Source organism: Micromonospora sp. WMMD712 (genome assembly GCF_029581295.1).
GTDB lineage: Bacteria > Actinomycetota > Actinomycetes > Mycobacteriales > Micromonosporaceae > Micromonospora > Micromonospora carbonacea.
Genome location: NZ_CP120743.1, coordinates 843,666 through 863,126, shown reverse-complemented (window position 1 = coordinate 863,126; position 19,461 = coordinate 843,666). Strand labels below are relative to the sequence as shown.

18 protein-coding genes are annotated in these 19,461 nt (G+C 73.6%); 5 read left to right on the top strand and 13 right to left on the bottom strand.

The genetic code is table 11. The annotated features are described in order from the left end of the window. Positions 1 to 5 precede the first annotated feature (5 nt). Positions 6 to 701 carry a response regulator transcription factor gene (locus O7633_RS03480; protein ID WP_074476296.1) on the top strand — a complete coding sequence of 232 codons (696 nt, stop codon included), beginning with the start codon at positions 6 to 8 and terminating at the stop codon, positions 699 to 701. Continuing rightward, a complete protein-coding gene (locus O7633_RS03475; RefSeq protein ID WP_282325972.1) occupies positions 698 to 2,080 on the top strand; it encodes a HAMP domain-containing sensor histidine kinase in 1,383 nt (460 codons plus the stop codon). The genes O7633_RS03480 and O7633_RS03475 overlap by 4 nt, the downstream gene beginning before the upstream one ends. Here the strand turns inward: O7633_RS03475 and kynU are convergent. Continuing rightward, positions 2,073 to 3,332: a kynureninase gene (gene kynU, locus O7633_RS03470; RefSeq protein ID WP_282325971.1), complete on the bottom strand. Its 1,260-nt coding sequence runs from the start codon at positions 3,330 to 3,332 to the stop codon at positions 2,073 to 2,075. The genes O7633_RS03475 and kynU overlap by 8 nt on opposite strands. Positions 3,333 to 3,539: 207 nt before the next feature. Between kynU and O7633_RS03465 the strand changes: the two genes are divergently transcribed. Next, positions 3,540 to 4,538, top strand: coding sequence for a helix-turn-helix transcriptional regulator (locus O7633_RS03465; RefSeq protein WP_278135421.1), 999 nt, complete (start codon positions 3,540 to 3,542; stop codon positions 4,536 to 4,538). Between the two features lie 45 nt (positions 4,539 to 4,583). Here O7633_RS03465 and O7633_RS03460 read toward each other — a convergent pair whose 3' ends face one another. From O7633_RS03460 to O7633_RS03435, 6 genes are read right to left on the bottom strand one after another with little or no spacing between them, the layout of a single operon-like run. After that, complete coding sequence (locus tag O7633_RS03460; RefSeq protein WP_282325968.1) at positions 4,584 to 5,489, bottom strand: STM4011 family radical SAM protein; 906 nt, start codon at positions 5,487 to 5,489, stop codon at positions 4,584 to 4,586. Further along, positions 5,486 to 6,811 carry an STM4012 family radical SAM protein gene (locus O7633_RS03455; protein ID WP_282325967.1) on the bottom strand — a complete coding sequence of 442 codons (1,326 nt, stop codon included), beginning with the start codon at positions 6,809 to 6,811 and terminating at the stop codon, positions 5,486 to 5,488. The genes O7633_RS03460 and O7633_RS03455 overlap by 4 nt, the downstream gene beginning before the upstream one ends. Then, positions 6,808 to 7,611 (bottom strand): STM4013/SEN3800 family hydrolase, encoded by an 804-nt coding sequence (locus O7633_RS03450; RefSeq protein ID WP_282325965.1) that lies wholly within the window; start codon positions 7,609 to 7,611, stop codon positions 6,808 to 6,810. Before O7633_RS03450 ends, O7633_RS03455 begins: the two co-directional genes overlap by 4 nt. Next, on the bottom strand, positions 7,599 to 8,720 hold the full coding sequence (locus tag O7633_RS03445) for an STM4014 family protein (protein ID WP_282325964.1): 1,122 nt from the start codon (positions 8,718 to 8,720) through the stop codon (positions 7,599 to 7,601). Before O7633_RS03445 ends, O7633_RS03450 begins: the two co-directional genes overlap by 13 nt. A gap of 1 nt (position 8,721) precedes the next feature. Continuing rightward, the gene (locus O7633_RS03440) at positions 8,722 to 9,669 is read right to left on the bottom strand and encodes an STM4015 family protein (protein ID WP_282325963.1); all 948 of its coding nucleotides are present in this window, start codon (positions 9,667 to 9,669) and stop codon (positions 8,722 to 8,724) included. Between the two features lie 7 nt (positions 9,670 to 9,676). Continuing rightward, on the bottom strand, positions 9,677 to 10,609 hold the full coding sequence (locus O7633_RS03435; protein ID WP_282325962.1) for an STM4015 family protein: 933 nt from the start codon (positions 10,607 to 10,609) through the stop codon (positions 9,677 to 9,679). A gap of 186 nt (positions 10,610 to 10,795) precedes the next feature. On the opposite strand from O7633_RS03435, the gene O7633_RS03430 reads away from it, so the two are divergent. Next, on the top strand, positions 10,796 to 11,299 hold the full coding sequence (locus tag O7633_RS03430; RefSeq protein WP_178065346.1) for a hypothetical protein: 504 nt from the start codon (positions 10,796 to 10,798) through the stop codon (positions 11,297 to 11,299). Positions 11,300 to 11,374: 75 nt separating this feature from the next. Here O7633_RS03430 and O7633_RS03425 read toward each other — a convergent pair whose 3' ends face one another. From O7633_RS03425 to O7633_RS03405, 5 genes are all read right to left on the bottom strand, one after another. Next, positions 11,375 to 12,676: a VCBS repeat-containing protein gene (locus tag O7633_RS03425; RefSeq protein WP_282325960.1), complete on the bottom strand. Its 1,302-nt coding sequence runs from the start codon at positions 12,674 to 12,676 to the stop codon at positions 11,375 to 11,377. 529 nt (positions 12,677 to 13,205) lie between these two features. Next, a complete protein-coding gene (locus O7633_RS03420) occupies positions 13,206 to 14,582 on the bottom strand; it encodes a hypothetical protein (RefSeq protein WP_282325959.1) in 1,377 nt (458 codons plus the stop codon). Between the two features lie 502 nt (positions 14,583 to 15,084). Continuing rightward, positions 15,085 to 16,041 (bottom strand): cyclase family protein, encoded by a 957-nt coding sequence (locus O7633_RS03415; protein ID WP_282325958.1) that lies wholly within the window; start codon positions 16,039 to 16,041, stop codon positions 15,085 to 15,087. Positions 16,042 to 16,199: 158 nt separating this feature from the next. Continuing rightward, positions 16,200 to 16,394, bottom strand: a complete 195-nt coding sequence (locus tag O7633_RS03410; protein WP_282325956.1) for a DUF397 domain-containing protein — start codon at positions 16,392 to 16,394, stop codon at positions 16,200 to 16,202. Further along, entirely contained in the window at positions 16,387 to 17,268 is an 882-nt protein-coding gene (locus O7633_RS03405) for a helix-turn-helix transcriptional regulator (RefSeq protein WP_282325954.1), read from the bottom strand. Before O7633_RS03405 ends, O7633_RS03410 begins: the two co-directional genes overlap by 8 nt. 325 nt (positions 17,269 to 17,593) lie before the next feature. Between O7633_RS03405 and O7633_RS03400 the strand changes: the two genes are divergently transcribed. Then, positions 17,594 to 18,571, top strand: coding sequence for a hypothetical protein (locus O7633_RS03400; RefSeq protein WP_282325952.1), 978 nt, complete (start codon positions 17,594 to 17,596; stop codon positions 18,569 to 18,571). Positions 18,572 to 18,636: 65 nt separating this feature from the next. Here the strand turns inward: O7633_RS03400 and O7633_RS03395 are convergent, their stop codons facing one another. Further along, entirely contained in the window at positions 18,637 to 19,413 is a 777-nt protein-coding gene (locus O7633_RS03395) for a cellulose-binding domain-containing protein (RefSeq protein WP_282325951.1), read from the bottom strand. Positions 19,414 to 19,461: the final 48 nt, after the last annotated feature.

The window sequence follows — 19,461 nt, the reverse complement described above, 5'->3', positions numbered from 1 at the left end:
TCGAGATGAACGCCGCCGCCGTCCGGGTCCTGGTCGTCGACGACCAGCCCAACATCGTCGACATGCTCGCCACCGTGCTGCGGTTCCACGGCTTCGACGTGGTGACCGCGACCACCGCGGCCGAGGCGCTGCGCCGCGCCGGCGAGAGCCACCCCCGGCTCGTCGTCCTCGACGTGCTGCTGCCCGACGGCGACGGATTCGAGGTGTGCCGGTCGCTGCGGGCCGCCGGCCACGAGATCGGCATCGTGTTCCTCACCGCCCGCGACGCCCCGCGCGACCGGATCGCCGGCCTCACCTACGGCGGCGACGACTACGTCACCAAGCCGTTCTCGGTCGAGGAACTGGTCGCGCGGGTGCGGGCGGTGCTGCGCCGGATCGGCTCCGCCCCCGTGCCCGCCACCGGCGTGCTCCGCTACGCCGACCTCGAACTCGACGAGGAGACCTGCGAGGTCCGCCGGGGCGGCCGGCTGCTGTCGCTGTCGCCGACGGAGTTCAAACTGCTGCGCCACCTCATGCTCAACCCCGGCCGGGTGCTCTCCCGCGCCCAGATCCTCGACGCCGTGTGGCGCTACGACTTCGACGGCGCGTCGAACGTCGTCGACACCTACATCGGCTACCTGCGGCGCAAGCTGGACCCGCTCGGGCCGCCCCTGATCGAGACCCGGCGCGGCTTCGGCTACGCCCTGCGTGCGCCCGGGTGAACCGGCTGCCGCTGCGCCGCAGCCTGCTGCTCGGCCTGGTCGGGCTCACCGCGACCGCGCTGGTGTCCGCCGGGCTGGTCAGCGCGCTGGCGCTGCAGGCGTACCTGATGCAGCGCACCGACGACCAGCTCCGGTCCGCCGCCGCCGTCGTCGCCACCCGGGTGAAGCAGCTCGCGGGCCAGCCCCCCGGCACGGTCCGGGCCGCCGTCGCGCCGTCGGACTACCTGGTGGAGATCCGCCACCGCGGCACGCTCACCCGGTTCTCGGCCGCCACCCCGCCGGCCACCCCGCTGCTCGACCTGTCGCCGGCGCCGCCCGCCGAGGGCCCGTCGACGCCGGTCACCCTGGCGGGCCGGTGGCGGGTGGTCACCGTACGCGCCGGCGAGGCCCTCGTGCTCATCGCGCTGCCGCTGGCCCCGGTGACGCAGACCGTGCGCCGGCTGGTGCTGGTGGAGCTGGCCGGCGGCGCGGCGGTGCTGCTCCTGCTGGCCGGCTCCGCGCGGCTGCTGCTGGTGCGGGGGCTGCGCCCGCTGGACCGGATCACCGCCACCGCCACCGCCATCTCCGACGGCGACCTCGACCGGCGGGTCCCCCTGGACGGCGTGCGGGTCGCCGACCCGCGCACGGAGGTCGACCGGCTCACCCTCGCCGTCAACGGCATGCTCACCCGGCTCCAGGCGGCGATCGCCGCCCGCACCCGCTCGGAGCAGCGGCTGCGGGACTTCGCCGCCGACGCCTCCCACGAGCTGCGCACCCCGCTCACCTCGATCCGCGGCTACCTGCAGATCCTGCGGCACGACATGGTCGAGCCCGGCCGCCGGGCGGAGGTGCTGGCCCGCAGCGAGGACGAGGCCGTCCGGATGGGGCGCATCCTCGACGACCTGTTCTACCTGGCCCGCCTCGACGCCGAGCCGCAGCTGCGGCACGACCGGGTGGACCTGGCCGTGCTGGCCCGCGACTCCGTCGCCGACCTGCTCGCCGCCCAGCCCGGCCGGCCCGCCCGGCTGCTCGCGCCCACGCCCGCGCCGGTCAGCGGCGACGAGCACGCCCTGCGGCAGGTGCTGGCCAACCTGCTGGCCAACGTGCGCGCGCACACCCCCGCCGACGCCCCCGTCGCCGTCGCCGTCGAGCCCGACGCCGACGGTGTCACGGTCCGGGTCACCGACGGCGGGCCGGGCGTCGACGCCGCGCTCGCCGAGCGGGCGTTCGACCGGTTCACCCAGGCCGAGCCGGGGCGCGGCGGCGGCAGCGGGCTGGGCCTGGCCATCGTCGCCGGGATCGTCGCCGCCCACGGCGGCCGGGTCGGCCTGCGGTCCCCGCCGGGCGGCGGGGCCGAGGTCTGGTTCGCCCTGCCCCGCGCCGACGACGCGCTCAGGTGACCCGCGACGGCCCGCCCGGCACCCGTTCCCAGCCGCGCCGCTCCGCCAGGCCCCGCAGCCGGTCCAGGGCGTCCCACACGTCGACGTAGCGGGTGTAGAGCGGCGCGGGCCCCAGCCGCAGCCGGTCCGGGGCCCGGTAGTCGCCCACCACGCCCGCCTCGGCCAGGGCCCGGGAGATCCGCAGCGCCTCCGGATGGTGCAGGCAGACGTGGCTGCCGCGCCGGTCGGCCTCGCGCGGGGAGGCCACCCGGAAGCCGTGCGGGGTCAGCCACGCGTCGGCCAGCGTCACGATCAGCTCGCCGAGGCGGCGGCCCTTGGCGCGTACCCGCTCGATGCCGGCCTCGGCGAGCACGTCCAGCGCCGGGTCGAGCGGCGCGAGGGCGAGGATCGACGGGGTGCCGACCAGGAACCGGTCCAGGTCGGGGGCCGGATCGTAGCCGGGACCCATGCCGAACTGGTCGCGCCGGCCGAACCAGCCCTGGATCGGCTGGCGCAGCCGGGACTGCAACTCGCGGCGCACGTACAGGAAGGCCGGCGCGCCCGGGCCGCCGTTGAGGTACTTGTACGTGCAGCCCACCGCGAGGTCCGCGCCGGTGGCGGCCAGCTCGATCGGCACCGACCCGACGGCGTGCGACAGGTCCCACAGCACGGTCGCGCCGACCTGTCGGGCGGCGGCGTTGACGGCGGCCATGTCCAGCAGCGCCCCCGACCGGTAGGCCACCGCCGACAGCACCACCAGCGCGACGTCCCCGTCGAGCGCGGCGCGCAGCTCGTCGAGCCGCAGCCCCTCGTCGAGGTCGGAGGGGAGCAGCCGCAGCGTCAGCCCGCGCGCGGCGGCCAGCCCCTCCAGGACGTACCGGTCGGTGGGGAAGTCCTCGGCGTCCACCAGCACGGTGCGGCGGTCGCCGGCGGCGTCCAGCGCGGCGGCGGCGAGCTTGTAGAGGTTCACCGACGTGGAGTCGGAGACCACCACCTCGCCGGGTCGCGCGCCGAGGGCGTGCGCGGCGAGCCGGTCGCCGATGCGCCGGCCCCACTCGATCCAGGTGGGCCAGGACCGGACGAGCCCGTCGCCCCAGCCCTCGCGGACCAGCCGGTCCAGGTGCGCCGGGGTGGCCGCCGGCAGCCGGCCCAGGGAGTTGCCGTCGAGGTAGATCAGGTGGTCGTCGGCGATCACGAACCGGTCGCGCAGGTCGGCGAGGGGGTCCGTGGCGTCCAGCTCCTTGGCCAGGTGGCGCGGGAAGTCGTCTCGCACGTCTCGTACCCCTTCCGACCTGCCGGGCCCCGGCGCCGCCGGCCGGCGTCCGCACCGGCGGCCCAAGCTAGCCGGCCCGCCTGCGGGGCCGGCCGGCGGCGCGTCGCCGTCCCGGCCGGTGGACGGTTTCCGGCGTCACCGGGCGCGCCCGTAACGCGGCCCGGGCCCGGCGCGTTGTGCTTCCGACTGCGGCGACGGGGAGGCCACATGCGCACAGGCGACGGCGCGGGTGCCGCGACCACGGAGCGGGCGTCGGTGATCCGCGACGAGGTCGCGACCCGGGATCCCGACCTCGCCCACCACACCATCGCCGAGCGGTACTCCGCCCACCGACCCCGGTTCACCGGCAGCGCCCTCGGCTTCCGGTTCCGGCTCGCCGTCACCCAGGCGGGGGAGCTCGGCGTCGACGAGATCGTGCACTCGATGGACGCCCGGTCGTGGACGGAGCCCTACGTGGGCTTCATGGCGGTGCACGTGCGGCGCGGGTGGTACCACTGGCAGGTCGGCCGCGACGAGCTGGCCCTGCCGCCGGGCGCGGTGGGCCGGTTCCACAACTCGCCGATGACGGTGCAGTGGAGCGACGTCACCGCCAGCGTGGTGCGGCTGTCGACCGTGCACGTCGCCCGCGTCGCCGCCGCCCGCACCGACGTCGCCGTGGCCGACTTCCGGTTCGAGGGGATGGCCCCCGTCTCCGCCGCCATGGCCCGCGCCTGGGCGGGGCTGTCGGCCTTCCTCGACGCGCAGGCCGCGGCGGCGGACGGGACGCTGGCGCACCCGCTGATCCGGGCCAGCCTCGCCGAGCACGTGGCGACGACCGCGCTGGCCGTGTTCCCCAACACCACCATGACGGCCGGTTACGTGCCGGGGCCGAGCCGGGTGGAGCCGGCCGTGGTCCGGCGGGCCGTGGCCCACATCGAGGCCCACGCCGCCGAGCCGATCACCGTGGCGCAGATCGCGCAGGCCTGCGGGGTCGGCCCGCGCGGGCTCCAGGCCGCGTTCGCGCGGCACCTCGGCGTCAGCCCCACGGCCCACCTGCGCCGGGTCCGGCTGGACCGCGCACACCGGGACCTCGTCGACGCCGACCCGGCCGGGGGCGCGACGGTCGCGGCGATCGCCCGCCGGTGGGGCTGGGGCAACCCGGGCCGCTTCGCCGAGGCGTACCGGCGGGTCTACGGCCGGCCGCCCAGCCACACCCTGCGGGCCTGACCGGCGCGCGACCCCGGGGCGGGTGCCGGGGCGGCCGGTCCCCGGTCAGCCGGGCGGCCAGCTGGCGGGGATGCGTTCCAGCAGCCCACCGGCGAACACGTCGCGCAGGCCGAGCGGCTTGAGGTGGACGTACCCGATGTGGCAGTCGCAGGCCCCGTTCACGCAGGTGCGCGGCCGCAGCGCGGCCCGCCACGAGCCGTCGTACAGGTTGCCGATGGGCTCGTCGACGAAGTGGCAGCGGCGCACCGTCCCGTCGCCGCGCACCGAGATCGCCGTCTCCCCGGCGTGGCAGGGCCGGTCCAGCGACAGGTGCGGGCGCACGCTGTAGCCGAACAGCGGGTCCAGCGCCGTCCAGGCCGCCTCCTGCGCGGCGTCGTAGCGGTGGCCGTCGGCGGCGTTGACCCACAGGTACACGTGCGGCGGCAACGCCGCGCGCAGCGCCCGCGCCTCGTCGAGGTGCTCCGGCAGCCCCACCACGCCCACGGAGAACCGCACCCCCAGCTCGACCAGGCGGGCGCAGCGGGCCAGGAACCGCTCCCGGGTGACCTGCCCCGGGTGGTACGTCGTCCACAGCGCCGCCCGGGCCGGGTCGGCGTCGGCCAGCCAGTCCACCCGGGCGGCCAGGTTGGTCTGGATGACCACCCGGTCGACGTGCGGCAGGTGCGACAGCCCCACCATCGCCTCCCGGTACCAGCGGCGGGTCAGCCCCTCGCCCCACGGGGTGAACAGCACCGACAGCCGCACGTCCGTGGTCGCGGCCACCCAGCCGGTGAACCGCTCCAGGGCCGCCCGGTCGGCGGCCAGCACGTCCGGCGGGTCGTGCCGCTTCGCGAACGGGCAGTACGGACAGTCGTAGTTGCAGCTGGCCAGCGGGCCCCGGTAGAGGATCGCCAGGCCGCTGCCGCTGCCCCCGCTGCCGCTGCCCCCGCCGCACCGGTCGGCCGCGCTCACCGGGGCACGTACCCGGTCATCGCGCGGCGCACCCGCGCGGAGGTCAGCCACGGGCCGACGGCGTCGGAGCGGGCCAGCCCGGCCGGGGTGAGCCGCAGCCCGCCGTCGGTGGCCCAGCCCCGCTCGACCAGCAGCCCCAGCTCGGGGAAGTCGTCGCCCGGCGCGACGCCGAACCGGGCCGCGTAGGCGGCCGCGTCGACGCCCTCGGCACGCAGCAACGACTTCAGCAGCCACCGGCGGCGCTGCTCCGTGCCGTCGAGGGCGAAGCCGAACTCGGCGTACGCGAAGTCGCCGGCGGGGCGGGCCAGGTAGTCGTCCAGCACCGCCCGCACCTCGGACACGCCGACCGCGTAGTCGAACGAGTAGTGCAGGCCCGTCGTGTACGACCGCGCCCCGCAGCCCAGCCCCACCATCCCGTCGTCCTGGCAGCAGTAGTCCGGCCCGTCCGGCGCGGGCACGTCGGCGCGGCGGAACTGCCGCATCGACTCCTGCCGGTAGCCGGCCGCGCCGAGCACCTCCACCGCCTGCGCGTACAGGGCGAGGCGCTGGGCGTCCCAGTCGGCACGGGCGTGCGCCCGCCGGCCCAGCCCGGTCAGCGGGCGCACGTACAACGGGTAGAGGTAGAGCTCCTCCGGCCGCCAGGCCAGGGCCGCCTCGAGGCTCTGTCGCCACGTGTCGGCGGTCTGCCCGTCGATGCCGTAGATCAGGTCGACGTTGAGCAGCGGGATCGCCGCGTCGCGGATCGCGCCGAGCGCCACCTCCACCTCCGCGCGCCGCTGCGGCCGGCCGGCGGCGCGGGCCTCGGCGTCGAGGAAGCTCTGCACCCCGATGCTCACCCGCGTCGTGCCGTGCGCGGCGAGCACCGCGAGCCGGTCCGGGGTCGCGGTGGCCGGCGACGTCTCCACCGACAGCGGCACGCCGGGCAGCCGCGCGCCCAGCGTCGACGTGGCGATGTCGAACAGCACGGTCAGCTCGCCGGCCGTCAGATAGGTCGGCGTGCCGCCGCCGAACGCGACGCGGGCGTAGCCGGCGTCGTCGCCGAGGGCGTCGGCCACCCGCTCGGCCTGCCGGCGCAGCTGCCGCAGGTACGCCGTGACCTGCTCGGCGGGCGCGCCGGTGCGGGTGAACAGGTTGCAGAAGCCGCAGCGCATCTCGCAGAACGGCACGTGCGCGTAGAGGAACAGCGCGTCGCGGGGCTCGGCCCGCCACACGTCGGCGAGCAGCGGCCGGGGCCGCAGCGCCCGGTACGACGTCTTGTGCGGGTACGCGTACAGGTACTGCTGGTACGGCGAGCCGTCGAGGCCCGCGAGGTTGCTGGTCACCATTCTCCCGGTCGCAGGGTGAAGTGGGCGTACGGGACGGTCCACACGACGTCGTGGCCGACCCGGTGGCCGGTGTGGCCGTCCTCCCCGTACGCCGTGCCGTGGTCGGAGCAGACGATCGTGAACACCGGCCGTCCCCGCCCGGCGAGCAGGGCGAACAGCCGGCCCACGCGGCTGTCGACGTACTCCAGGGCGGCGGCGTGGCTGGCCAGGTCGTCGGCGTCGGCGTCGGGCAGGTAGTGCCGGTTGGGCTGGTGCAGCGCCGCGACGTTGAGGAACGTGAACAGCGGCTGCCGCGCCGGGACCCGGGGCAGCGTCCCGGCGAGCCGGTCGAGCTGCGCGTCGAGGCAGCCGGGCGCGGTGACGCCGAACTCCGGCTCCCAGTGCGCCTCGGCGAACAGCCCCGGCAGCACCGACCCGAGCGCGCCGCGCCGGTTGAAGAAGCCGACCCCGCCCAGGCAGAGCGTGTGGTAGCCCTCCCGGGCGAGGGCGGTCGGCAGGTCCGCCGCGTCGAACACCCAGGTGCGCTCGCCGGAGGTCTCGCTGCCGGGGAACGCCGCCGCGTACAGCCGCTCGTGCCGCCCCGGCGCGGCCGGGGTGGGCAGGAAACCGGCGAAGAACGCGTGGTGCGCGGCGTAGGTGAAGCTGGCGGGGGAGTGCCGCCGCTCCCACCGGCCGCCGGGCAGCACCCGGGCGAGCGTGGGGGTACGCCCGGCGGCGGCCAGGCCGTCGGCCACGTCGAAGCGCAGCGTGTCCAGGGTGACCAGGCAGACGTCGTGGCTTCCGATCAGGTCGCGCACGCGACCACCTCCGCCGCCCGGGTGCCGGCGCCCGGGGCCGCTGCCGTGGCGGTGGCCCGCCAGCGTTCCCACCGGCCGCTGGTCAGCGCGTGCACCTGCTCGGCGTAGGTGTCCCGGCCGTCGACCAGCACCCCGGGCAGCAGGTCCCCGAACGCGTTGACCTCCGCCACGGCGTGCCGCCGCCAGCCGAGCAGGAACATCAGGTCCACCCCGACGTGCAGGCTGCGCGGGAAGCACGCGGCGGCCCGTACGCAGGTCTCCATCGCCGCCGTCCACGCCGCCGGGCCGGCGGCGGCCCGCAGCTCGGCCAGGTCGCCGCGCGCGTTGCCCAGGTGCAGGTTGGTCAGCGGCCCGGTGGCGGCCCGCACGACCGCGTGGGTGGGCCGCCCGGCGACCACCACCACCCGCACGTCGACGACCCGGTCGCGCAGCCCCACCTTGGGCAGCCACCGCTCCACGTGCAGCCCCTCGCCGGCGAGCCGGTCGACCAGCGCGGCGACGGTCGCCTCGTCGTCGTAGGCGCGCACCCGCAGCGAGTTGAACAGCCCGTCGGGGGCGACCTCGATCGGGGTGACCGCCCGCACGCCGCGCGGGCCGACGGCCAGGGCCAGCACCCCGGCAGCCGACGAGCCGTGCGCGGGCTTGACGAACACCCGCGCCCACCCGGCGTCGGCCATCGCGGCCCGCAGGGACACGTAGCCGTCGACCCCGGGCAGCGCCGCCGGGACCGCGACCCCGGCGGCGGACAGCCGCGCGTGGCAGCGACGCTTGTCGCACAGCGCCGCCACGTCGCCGGGGTCGTTGAGCAGATCCGCGCCGCCGACGGCGACCCGGGCCAGGCCGTCGACCAACCCGGCGTACGCGTCGGCGAGGCCGAGCAGCTCGCCGTGCCGCGCCGGGGTGGCCGCCCGCCGCAGCAGCCGGTCCACGTGCGGGTCCTCGCCGGGGGAGTCGACGCGCACCAGCGCCCCGGCCGGCGGCGGCGCGGCCCCGGTGAGCACGTCGGCCCAGGGCAGCACCGCCGGCCGGGGCAGCCCGGCGGCGAGCACGGCGGCGGTGAACAGGCCGACGCGCCGGTTGTCGGGGTTGCCGACCACGGTCAGGCGCATGTCACTCCGACACCGCCGTGTACCGGTACTCCTCGTCGTCGTATTCGTCGGGTTCCTGCGGGTCGGACAGGTCCACCGTCACGCCGGGCAGGGCGGCCCGGACCGCCGCGCCGACCTCGTCGGAGACGAAGTGGTGGCTCAGGTCCAGCTTCGTGAGGTGGGTCAGCGGCTGCCCGCCGGCCAGGGCGAGCGCGCCCCGGTCGGACAGCGTGCCCAGCGACAGGTCCAGCAGCTCCAGCCCCCGCACCACCGGCGCGCCGGCCAGGGCCTCGGCGATCTCGTCGGCGTGCTCGGCGTTGCACAGCCCGAGCCGGCGCAGCGCGGGGAACCGCTGCCCGGCCAGCAGCGGGGCCAGGTCGTCGACGGTCGTGTCGCCGCCGTAGTCCTCGACGCCGAGCCACAGCTCCAGGTCGGTCAGCGCGGGCAGCTCGGAGTCGAGCACCGCGCGGACGAACTCGCCGCTCAGGCCGCCGCTCTCCACCTCCAGCCGGCGCAGCCGCTCGTGGCGCACCGGCGAGAACCGGAAGTCCTCGCCGCCGCGCACCCGCAGCACCTCCAGCCCCGGGTACGCGGCCAGCAGCCGGCTGACGTCGCCGACCTGCATCCAGGAGATCTCGCACTCCTCGCTGAGGATGTCGCCGAGGAACAGCGCCCGGAGGTTCGGCAGGCGCGGCGCGGCGGCGCAGAGCTGGTCGATCGGGGCGACGTTGAACGCCGCGTATCCCCAGGCGCCGACGACGAGGGCCTGCGCGGACTCGCCGGCGGCGTCGACGAACCGGTCGAACGCGTCCCGGAAGCCGGGGCAGGGCTGCTGCTCGGTGCTGCTGTCCCAGTCGGGGTGGTCGATGCGCCAGGCGACGGGCCCGTCGACGGCGGGCAGCGGGCCGTCGGCGGGGACCTGGACGACCCGGAGGCCGGCGAAGGACTCGGCGTGCGACAGGACGCTCACGGCAGCCTCACTCCCCGACCGCGGTGAAGCGGTACTCGCGGCCGTTGTAGACGTCGGCCTTCTGCGGCTCGGACAGGTCGACCTCGACGCCGGGCAGGGCGGCGACGACCCGCGCGGCGGCCTCCTCGGACAGGAAGTGGTGGTGCAGGTCGAGGCGGCGCAGGTGGGTCAGCGGCCGACCGGCGAGCAGCGCCTCGACCCCGGCGTCGGTGAGCACGCCCTTGGACAGGTCGAGCACCTCCAGCCGGTCGAGCACCGGGGCGGCGGCGACGGCCGCGGCGACCCGGTCGGCGTCCTCGGCGTTGCTGACCGCGAGGTGGCGCAGCGCCGGCAGCCGGGTGCCGGCGAGGATCTCGGCGAGGTCGTCGGTGGTGGTGTCGCCACCGTAGTCGGACCGGCCGAGCCACAGCTCCAGGCGCTCCAGCGCGGGCAGGTCGCAGCCGCCGACCGCGCGGACGACCGCCCCGGGCAACCCGCCGGTCTGGAAGGCCAGCTCCCGCAGACCGGTGTGGCGCACCGGGGTCAGGTGCAGCTCGGTGGCCCCGCGCACCCAGAGCACCTCCAGCGACGGGCACGCGGTCAGCAGCCCGGTGATGTCACCGTGCGTGAGCCAGGAGACCTCGCACTGCTCGCTGACGAGGTCGGCGAGGAAGACCGCCCGCAGCGCCGGCCAGTGCCGCGCCGCCTCGACGAGCAGCTCCACGGGCAGCGCCCGCTCGTAGGCCGAACCCCACTCGCCGATCACCAGGGCCCGCACCGCGTCGGCGGGCACCTCGTCGCGCAGGCCCGTGACCAGGGCGGCGAACTCCTCGGGCTCGGCCTCGAAGTCCTCCACCTCCAGTCGCCAGGCGACGGCCGACGGATCGTCGGGGAGTTTCATCCCCGGGGTGAAGGGCAGCACGGGCAGCCCGGCGAACGACGACAAGTGGGAGCTGAACACGCCAACCTCCGGCTCGACTGGTGCAGCGGCGGCGCGACGGTAACAGACCGTGCCGACAAACTGATCACCGACCGGTCCGCCGACCCCCACATCTAGTCATGAGCGTCGATGTCTGGTAGAAATCCTGCAAGGCCGGCCCCCTGAATCGCAAAAATCCAACCCCCCCCACGGCGATACGGGAGAACCATGTCCACGACCCGCCCCACGCTGCGCCGCCGAGCGGTCACCCTGCTCGTCGCCGCGCTCGCGGCCCTCGGCGTCACGCTCGGCTTCGCCAGCCCCGCCCTGGCGATCACCCACTCCAGCGCCGCGTCCCAGTTGTCGGCCGCCGGCATCTCCTGGACCTCCAGCGGCAACTGCAGCGACCGCTACACCGCCACCTGCACGTCGTTCGACGGCATCCGGCAGGCCACCATCGACGGGATCATCACGTTCAAGCGGGTCAGCGGCTGCGCGATCACCATCACCGCCGGCACCGAGGTCGGCCACGCCGACGGCGCCTACAGCCACTGGACCGGCTACAAGCTCGACATCGGCCTGACCACCTGCGTGCAGAACTACATCTCGGCGCACTTCGCCTACGTCGGCTACATCCCCGGCTTCGGCTACCAGTACCGGTCCGCCTCCGGGAACCTCTACACCAAGGAAGGCAACCACTGGGACATCCTGTACTACACCTGCGGCTGCTGACCCACGCCCACCTCAATGGGCACCGCCGGGCCGCCACCTTGAGGTGGCGGCCCGGCGCCGTCGTGTCCCCTGGACTCAGATTCCGTAGATGAACTGGATGTCCACCGGACCACCGCTGTTGGTGTTGCGGAGGTAGACGGTGTTGTTCGAGGGGCGGCGGGCGCCGATGGTGTCGACGCCGTCCTCGTCCCAGTCGCCGACCACCGGCACGTCGCCCGATGCGCCGTGGCCGAAGATGAAGGACGCGTCGGTGGTGGTGCCGTTGGTGAGGTACCAGGTGGAGTTGCTCGGGCGGAACACTCCCACGGTGTCGAAGCCGTCGTTGTCCCAGTCGCCGGCCACGGGTCGGTCGCCGGACGCGCCGTGGCCGAAGATGAAGGACGCGTCGGTGGTGGTGGTGCCGTTGGTGAGGTACCAGGTGGAGTTGCTCGGGCGGAACACTCCCACGGTGTCGAAGCCGTCGTTGTCCCAGTCGCCGGCCACGGGTCGGTCGCCCGATGCGCCGTGGCCGAAGATGAAGGACGCGTCGGTGGTGGTGGTGCCGTTGGTGAGATAGAAGGTCGAGTTGCTCGGGCGGAACACCCCGACCGTGTCGAAGCCGTCGTTGTCCCAGTCGCCGACCACCGGGATGTCGCCCGACGGCCCGTGACCGAACTTGAAGACGCTGGTGGCCGCGCCGCTGTTCGTGTTGCGCAGATACCAGGTCGAGTTGCTCGGGCGGAACACGCCCACCGTGTCGACGCCGTCGTTGTTCCAGTCACCCGAGACCGGCACGTCCTCCGGCTCCGGCGGCACCTGCCCGCCCGACCACCAGGACGTGCGCTTGTCGGCGCCGGCCCAGCTGAAGCTGAAGTGGATGTGGTCGGTGTGCGGGTTGCTGCCGCTGTACGCCTGCCACCCGTCGGACGGGTCGTACGACTTCCAGATCTTGTTGTTCCAGATCATGTACATGACGCCGAGGCGGCGGGCCATCGCGTGCTTGTTGCCGTGCGAATCGGTGGCCAGCAGCCAGTTGAGCACGTCGGTGGCGTCGGCCCGCTGCGCGGTGTCGTAGTAGTTGAAGTGGTAGTCGAGCGCCCGGCCCTCCTTGTGCTCGCTGGTGCCGCCGCTGCCACAGTCGCGGACGATGCCCCAGGTGTGCGAGCCGTAGGTCGAGTTGAGCAGGTCCTTGAAGCCCACCAGGCCCGGCTTCGCGGTCGGATCGCAGATCTCCTGCCCGTCGTAGGCGGCGTAGCCGTCGATGGACGAGCCGAAGACGGGGGTGGCGGGAGCGGCCGTCGCCGGCGCAGGGGCGGTGGCCAACGTGGCGGCGACGGCGAGGGCGACGCCGAGGAGGCCGGCGACGACGCGGCGCGTGGCCAACGTGTTTCGTGACATTCCACTCCTTGGATCAGATGATGTGCAGGCGTGCGTGATGGGGCGACCGTTGTTCGAATAACGTCGCCTGACGATTTCGATGTGTTGTCGGGACGATTCCGTGGAGCCGCTGTCGATGGCACGCAGAATGGCGCGCCAAGGAGACGACTGTGGGTCGGGTGGCCGGTCATGGTCGGCCACCCGCTTCACCTGGTCGTCGAAGCGGGCCTGCGGTGGCTCGTGGCTCCTAGGGTCGCGGTCACCTATGGAGCAGTGGTGGGCACCTCATGCCAATATCCCCCGTCGGCAGTAGCAGTGGCGGAGGCGACGGGGCCGGCGGCGCGTCGACGCGCCGCTCAGCGCTCTCGCCGCTCCTCGTGGCGGCGCGATCCGGTGGAGCGCCCTGTCGTGAGCCGGATCGCTGTCGATTCAGGAATGCCAATAACGTGGCTCGAAACTAGCATGAAGGCCGCCGTGAATGTGCCCCGAGAAGTAGGCCCCGGCACCCGCGGAGCGGGACCGGGGCCACACGCCGGCGCGCTGCCGGGCGCTACGCGCCGGCCGGGACCTCGGGGGCGGGCTGCTGCTCCTCGACCGGCCGCTGCTCCCCGGCCGCGCGCGGCGTCTCGGTCGCGCGCTGCGCCTCGGACCGGCTCTTCACCGTCGGGAACTCGGCGGTCTCGCCGCCCCCCGCCGCGGCGGCCATCACGGCGGCGGCAGCCAGATCGGCCACCCGCTTCGCCTCCCGCTGCACCCGGGCCCGCACGTCCTTGGCGTGCCGCTCGGCCGAGTCGGCGGCGGTGCGGGCCTCCTCCAGCCGGTTCGCCTCCGCGGTGAGTTCCTGACGGACCTCGGCCAGGCGCTGCTGCAACTGGTTGACCTCGGTCTCCAGCGCCGCGCCCTCCCGGTGGATCTGGGCGAGCTGCTGCTGTGCGGTGTCCAGCTCGGCGTGCAGCTGCGTCAACGCCTGCCGCTGGTTGCCGACCTCCTGCTGCACGGCGGTGAGCTGCTCCTGGTGCGCGGTCGCCTGCTCGTCGGCGCGCTTGCGCACCTCCGTCGAGTACTGCTGCGCCTCGGCGATCAGGGTGGCGATCTTCTCCTCGGCGGCGGTGAGCTGCCCGGCGACGTCCCGCTCGGCCGCCGCCCGGTGCTCGGCCAGCTCCTGCTCGGCCGCCGCCCGCCGCTCGTTGATCTCCCGCTCCACATTGACCCGCCACTGCGCCAGCTCCTGCTGGCTCTGCGCGCGGGCGGCCTGGACCTCCTGCTGGATCTGGGTGCGGGCCGCCTTGGTCAGCGCCTCGGCCGCCGCCCGCGCCTGCTCCACCTGCTGGGCGGTCAGCTCGTTGATCCGCTTCGCCTCCTGCTGGGCCTGCTCGTGCGCGGCCTCGCCATCCACCCGGAGCTGCTCCACCAGCTCCTGCACGTCCGCGAGCTGCGCCTCGGCCGCCGAGCGGCGCTCCTCGTACGCCTTCTCCTGCTCGGCGCGCCGCGCCGACAGCTCCGTCTCCAGGTCGTGCAGCGCCTGGGCGGCGTGGTCCCGGGCCTCCACCAGCACCCGCTCCGCCTCGGCCTGCAGGTCGTCGGCCCGCTGCGCGGCGCTCTCCGTGATCGCCGCGGCCTGCTTCTCGGCCAGCGCGAGGATCTGGTCGACCATCGGCCCCAGGTCCCGGAACGACGCCCGGTCCACCTGCGCCGGCCGCTGCCGCAGGTCGGACACCTCCGCCTGGAGCGCCTGGAACTGGAGGGTCAGGTTGCGCAGCTGGTGCTGCGCCCGGTCCCGCTCGACGGTCAACGTCGAGGCCGTGGCCTCGACCTGCTCGACGTACCTGTCGACCTGCCGCTTGTCGTAGCCGCGCAACGCCTGCTCGAAGCTCGGCCGCCCGTTCGGCTCGTTGCGTACCGCGAAGGTTTCCCCGCCGTGGGACATCCGGCATCCTCCGTAGAGTCGGACCTATCCGAGGGCCGGCGGTGCGGCCGCCGGGCGTGATGGGGCGCAACGTTACCGGCGTCGCCTCCCGCCGCACACCCCACCCCGCCCAGGCCCGGTGTCGCGGTCCGGCCGCGACGGCCCGGGCCGGGCCGGGCGACCCGCGCCGGGTCCGCCGTCGGGCTGCGCCGGGCCGCCCCGCCCACGATCGAACCCGCGAGCGGTACGTGACACAGCGCGACCGCCCAGCCCGGCGACACACCCCGCGAACCGTCCCTTTGCTCTGCACCCACGGACGCAGCGCTCCACGCAGCGCGACCGTCCGATCTGGCCCCGGCCATCCGCGATTTCGCACGCGTGCAGGTGGACGGTGGTGTTGCGGATACGGGTGCAGAGCAAAGGGGATGTGGAATGTCCTGCGGGGTCGACGAGCATGACGCAGAGTCACACCGACCGGCACGGGGAAGCGTGGCCACAACCGGTAACGGAACGTCGTTCGCGGTCAGAATGTCGCAATCGGGTTGACCGGGCTGCCGGACGTACGGGCGAAGCGGATCGGCGCGACTGCGAGGTGGAAGTCCCACTGGCCGAGCTCGGCAGCCGTCGCCGCGCACGCCTCCAGGTCGCAGTTGTCGAGCAGCCACAGACCCATCGCGACGAGGCCCACGGCGTGAACCGGCATCAACACGTCGTCGTACCCCGACGGCTGGACGTCCTGCGGGGTGTCGGCGCCGATCAGCGCGACGCCGCGTTCGTGCAGCCACGGCAGGCAGGACGCGTGCCAGCCGGCCTGCGTGAAACCGATGGACTCGCCGGCCTCGTGCCGGGCACGGCCATGGCCGGTCCGTAGGAGCACCGCATCGCCGGATCGCACCCGCACACCCTGGCGGCGCTCGGCCTCCTCGAGATCGTCGGGAAACACACCCTGCCCTGGGGTCAACCACGGCACACCGCGGGCCCCTGCGACGTCCAGCAGGACACCACGCGTGATGATGCCGTTCGCCGCCGCCGTGACGGCCGCCCACGCCGATCCCGTTGCGGGGTCGACCAACGAATGCGACCGCCCGTTGTACATCGTGCCGTCCCAGAAGACGTGGCACGGCGAGTCGACGTGGGTGAGCGTGTTGCCGTGGAAGGTCATGCCGATCCGCTCGGAGGAGAAGCCCCAGCGCCGGTCGGCGTGGAAGCCGGGCACCGGCATGTTCTCGGCACCCGGCATGTCGGCGGCGCACGGGCACGACGTCGTCGCCCGTTCCATCTCTTCCGGTGCGGCAACCTCCCACGCGCACGACACGCTCCTGCCGTGGCGCACGGCCCGCGCCGCCGCCAGCCGGACGTCGTCGGTGATGTGGTTCAGAGTGCCGAGCTGGTCTTCGTCGCCCCACCGTCCCCAGTTGGACAGCAGGTTGAAGTACCCGAGCACGTCGTCCTGCGTCGGCATCGCGCGCCCTGCCGTCATCCCAGCATCGCTCCTCCGGTCATGCGGTGTGAAACACCGCAGGCAGGGTATCCCGCCGTCCGATCGAAGACCGTGATGACCGGCCGATCAAGAGAATCGTCTGCTCCGCCGGCCGCGCACCCGGCGCACGTGGCCGGGTGCGCGGTGAATGATCGTCGTCAGCGAGTGGACCTGTGTGCGCGGACGAAACGGGACCAGGCGGCGGGGGAGAAGGTGAGGGCGGGTCCGGATGGATCCTTACTGTCGCGTACGGCGACGAGGCCGGGCAGATTGTCGGCGACTTCCAAGCACGCTCCGCCGTTGTCGCCGCTGCGGGTGCTCTTTCGCCACTGGGCGCGGGCCAGTTCAGCCATGGTGGACCTCTCCAATGATCTTGTTGATCAGCTCTCTCGATTGTTGCTCATCGAGAGCCAGTCGACCCAAGCTCGCCCACACCTTCTCGTATGCGGCGATCTCGTCCGGCCTGTCCAGGTAGAGAGCGCCGGTCAGTGACTCGCTGTAGATGACGGAGGGATCGGGCTCGGCCCTGCTGCGGAGGGGAAAGTCGAGCATCATGAAGGTTCCGGCGAGTGCGCCGTAGTGTGCTCCGGCAGTCAGGGGCAGAACCCGGATGGAGACGTTCGGCAGCTCGGTGAGGTCGAGCAGGTGGCGAAGTTGGTCAGCCATCACTGCTGAACTGCCGATCTGCTTGAGCAACAGCGCCTCGGCGAGCACCAAACTGACCACAGGGGCCTTCGGTAGCCGTCGCCGCAGGATCCCTTGCCGCTGAAGCCGAACGCTGATGAACTGATCCAACTCCTCTTCGCTCATGTCGGTGCGATGCTGGAAGACGCCTCGGGCGTATGCCTCGGTTTGGAGCAGGCCCGGGATCAGCGACTCGTCGTAGCCGCGCAGCCGGGATGCGGCGGACTCCAGCCCCACGTACATCTCGAACCAGTCGGGGATGGCGTCGCCGTACGAGTGCCACCAGCCCTTGGCCCTGGTCTCGGCCGCCAGGGCGGTCAGGGCCTTGGTCAGCTCGCGCGTCGCCCCGTACACCTGGCACATGCCCTGGACGTCGATGGGCCGGACGGCGCCCAGGCCGCTCTCGATGCGCCAGACCTTCTGCCGGCTGCAGTAGAGCGCCTCGGCCGCGCCGTCGAGGGTCACGCCCGCCTCGGTGCGCAGGTCGCGCAGCGCCCGCCCGAGTTGTCGTCGTGGCACTGTCGATCCCATGTCTTCGGCCATCCGCTCCCGGCTCCTCTCGGTGTTGCATTTTGTTACCTGCATCTTGGCTTCGGTGAAACATCGGAATGGTGCCCTGGGAGTGATTCGGGAGGTGGGCGACCATTCGATTGGTCTGCGCTTTCGACCCTACAAGATGCCTCCGACGAGAGCTATCACCGTGCAATTCCCACGCGGTGTCCAGTGAGGCTGGTGCGGGCGGGATCTTGCCCCTGGCCTGCTCGGCATCGATGTGCAACGATGACGCCTCGAAGTGCCGAATGCTGTTGTCGACCGGTGACGCAATGCGTCGATCCGGCCGGTCATCGTGGGAAGGGGCGCCCGGCTCTTGTCGTCGATACTTCTCTTCGTCGTCGGTGCCGCACTGCTGATCTACAGCGCGGAAAAGCTGATCTCCTATCTCGTCGGTGCCGCGTCCGGCCTGCGCGTCTCCGTCTTTCTGCTCGCGATCGTATTCACCGGAATAGAGTTCGACGACGTCGCCTTCGGGGTGGCGCTCAACATGGAGGACCTCAGCGGCGTCGCGCTCGGCACCGTCTTCGGCACGGCGATCTCGATGATCGGGGTGGTGCTCGCCCTCGCCGCGATCATCTTGCCCACCCGGGTCGCGGTCCCGGGTCGCTACCTTGCCCTGTTCGCCGTCGCGCCCGTGGTGCTGATCCCCTTCCTCGTGTTCGGGCCCCTCACCCCGCTCCACGGTGTGCTGCTCCTGCTGCTGTTCGCGTTCTTCCTCGGCTACGTGGCGATGCGGGAGCTTCGGCGGGGCGGCGCGCCGGCTGCCGGCACGCCGCCCCTCGCTTCGCCGGTGCCGTTCGACCGGGCCCGGCCGCTTTCCGGCTGGGTGGCGATCGGGCTGGCCGTCGTCGCGCTCGTCGGTCTCGTCGTCGGTGCGGCCATGACCAGCATCGGCACCGAGGGCCTGCTGGAGGAGTTCCGGATCCAGGGGGCCCTGTTCGGTGCCACCATCGCCACCCTCGTGCTCACCCTGGAGGACGTGCTCCTGACCGTCGAGCCCACCCGCAGGGGCGCACCCGACATGGGCCTCGCGAACGTCGTCGGCAGCGTCGTCTTCGGCGTGACCGGGAAGCTCGGCATCATCCTGCTCGTCGGGGGCAGCATCGTCGTCGACGACGAGGTGCTCTCCTGGCACCTCCCGGTGCTCGTCGGCATGACCGCCCTCGCCGCCTGCTTCCTCTCCACCGGCCGGCTGCGGCGCTGGCACGGGTACGTGCTGCTCGCCGCCTACGTCGCGTACTGGGTCGTCAGCTTCGCCGTCTTCGGTGAAGCGCCGGTCGAGGCCGACTGACCGGCGGCACCGCCAGCGAGCCGGCACCGTCGATCGGCGCTGTCGTCGACCTCCGCGGTCCCGGGTCAGCGAACCTCGCAGGGTGCGCCGTTGACGGTGAAGGCCCTGGGTGGCGCGTCGCTGTCGTGCCACGTGCCCTGGATGCCGAACGTCGCGGTGCCTGCGGGGGAGATGACGGCGTTCCAGGTCTCGTTGCGGGCCGTGACGGTGGTGCCGGTCTGGGCGATGGCCGCGTTCCAGCCGCCGGTGACGCGCTGGTCGCCGGCGAAGTCGAAGGCGAGCGTCCAGCCGTTGATCGGTGCGCCCGCGATGGCGGCGATGGTGACCTCGGCGACGAAGCCGCCGGCCCACCGGCTGACGTTGCGGTACGTCACCGCGCATCCCGACGGGGGCGGCACCGCGGTGATCTCCAGGCTGGCGGAGCCTGCGTCGAGCAGCGTGCTGCCGAGGGTGAACTGGGCGGTGACCAGGATTCGGGTGGCGGTGCAGCCGGGATACGTGTTGTAGCGGGACGTCGCCGTGAACGTCCCACCGGCCTCGATGGTGATCGGGCGTGCCGGTAGCGGATCCACGATGGGGCACCCGGGCGGGACGCCGGGGCCGGAGCCGAGGAACTGTTGGTAGGAGAAGAACGAGGCCTGCTGTGGCGCGTCGGTGCAGTTCTGCGCGACGACCGTCAGGGTGCTGCCCTGGCCGGGCATGACCTGGGGCGGCGACCAGGTCATCGACGTGATCCGGACGGTGCCGGTGCAGGCCGGATCGGCGGCTTGCGCGGGGGCGGGGGCGGTGAGGGCGGCGCCGGTGGTCAACAGCGCGGCGAGGACGGCGGCGAGCTTGCGCAACGAAACCTCCTGCGGGACGGATGCGAGCCGTTGCACAGCACACCGAAC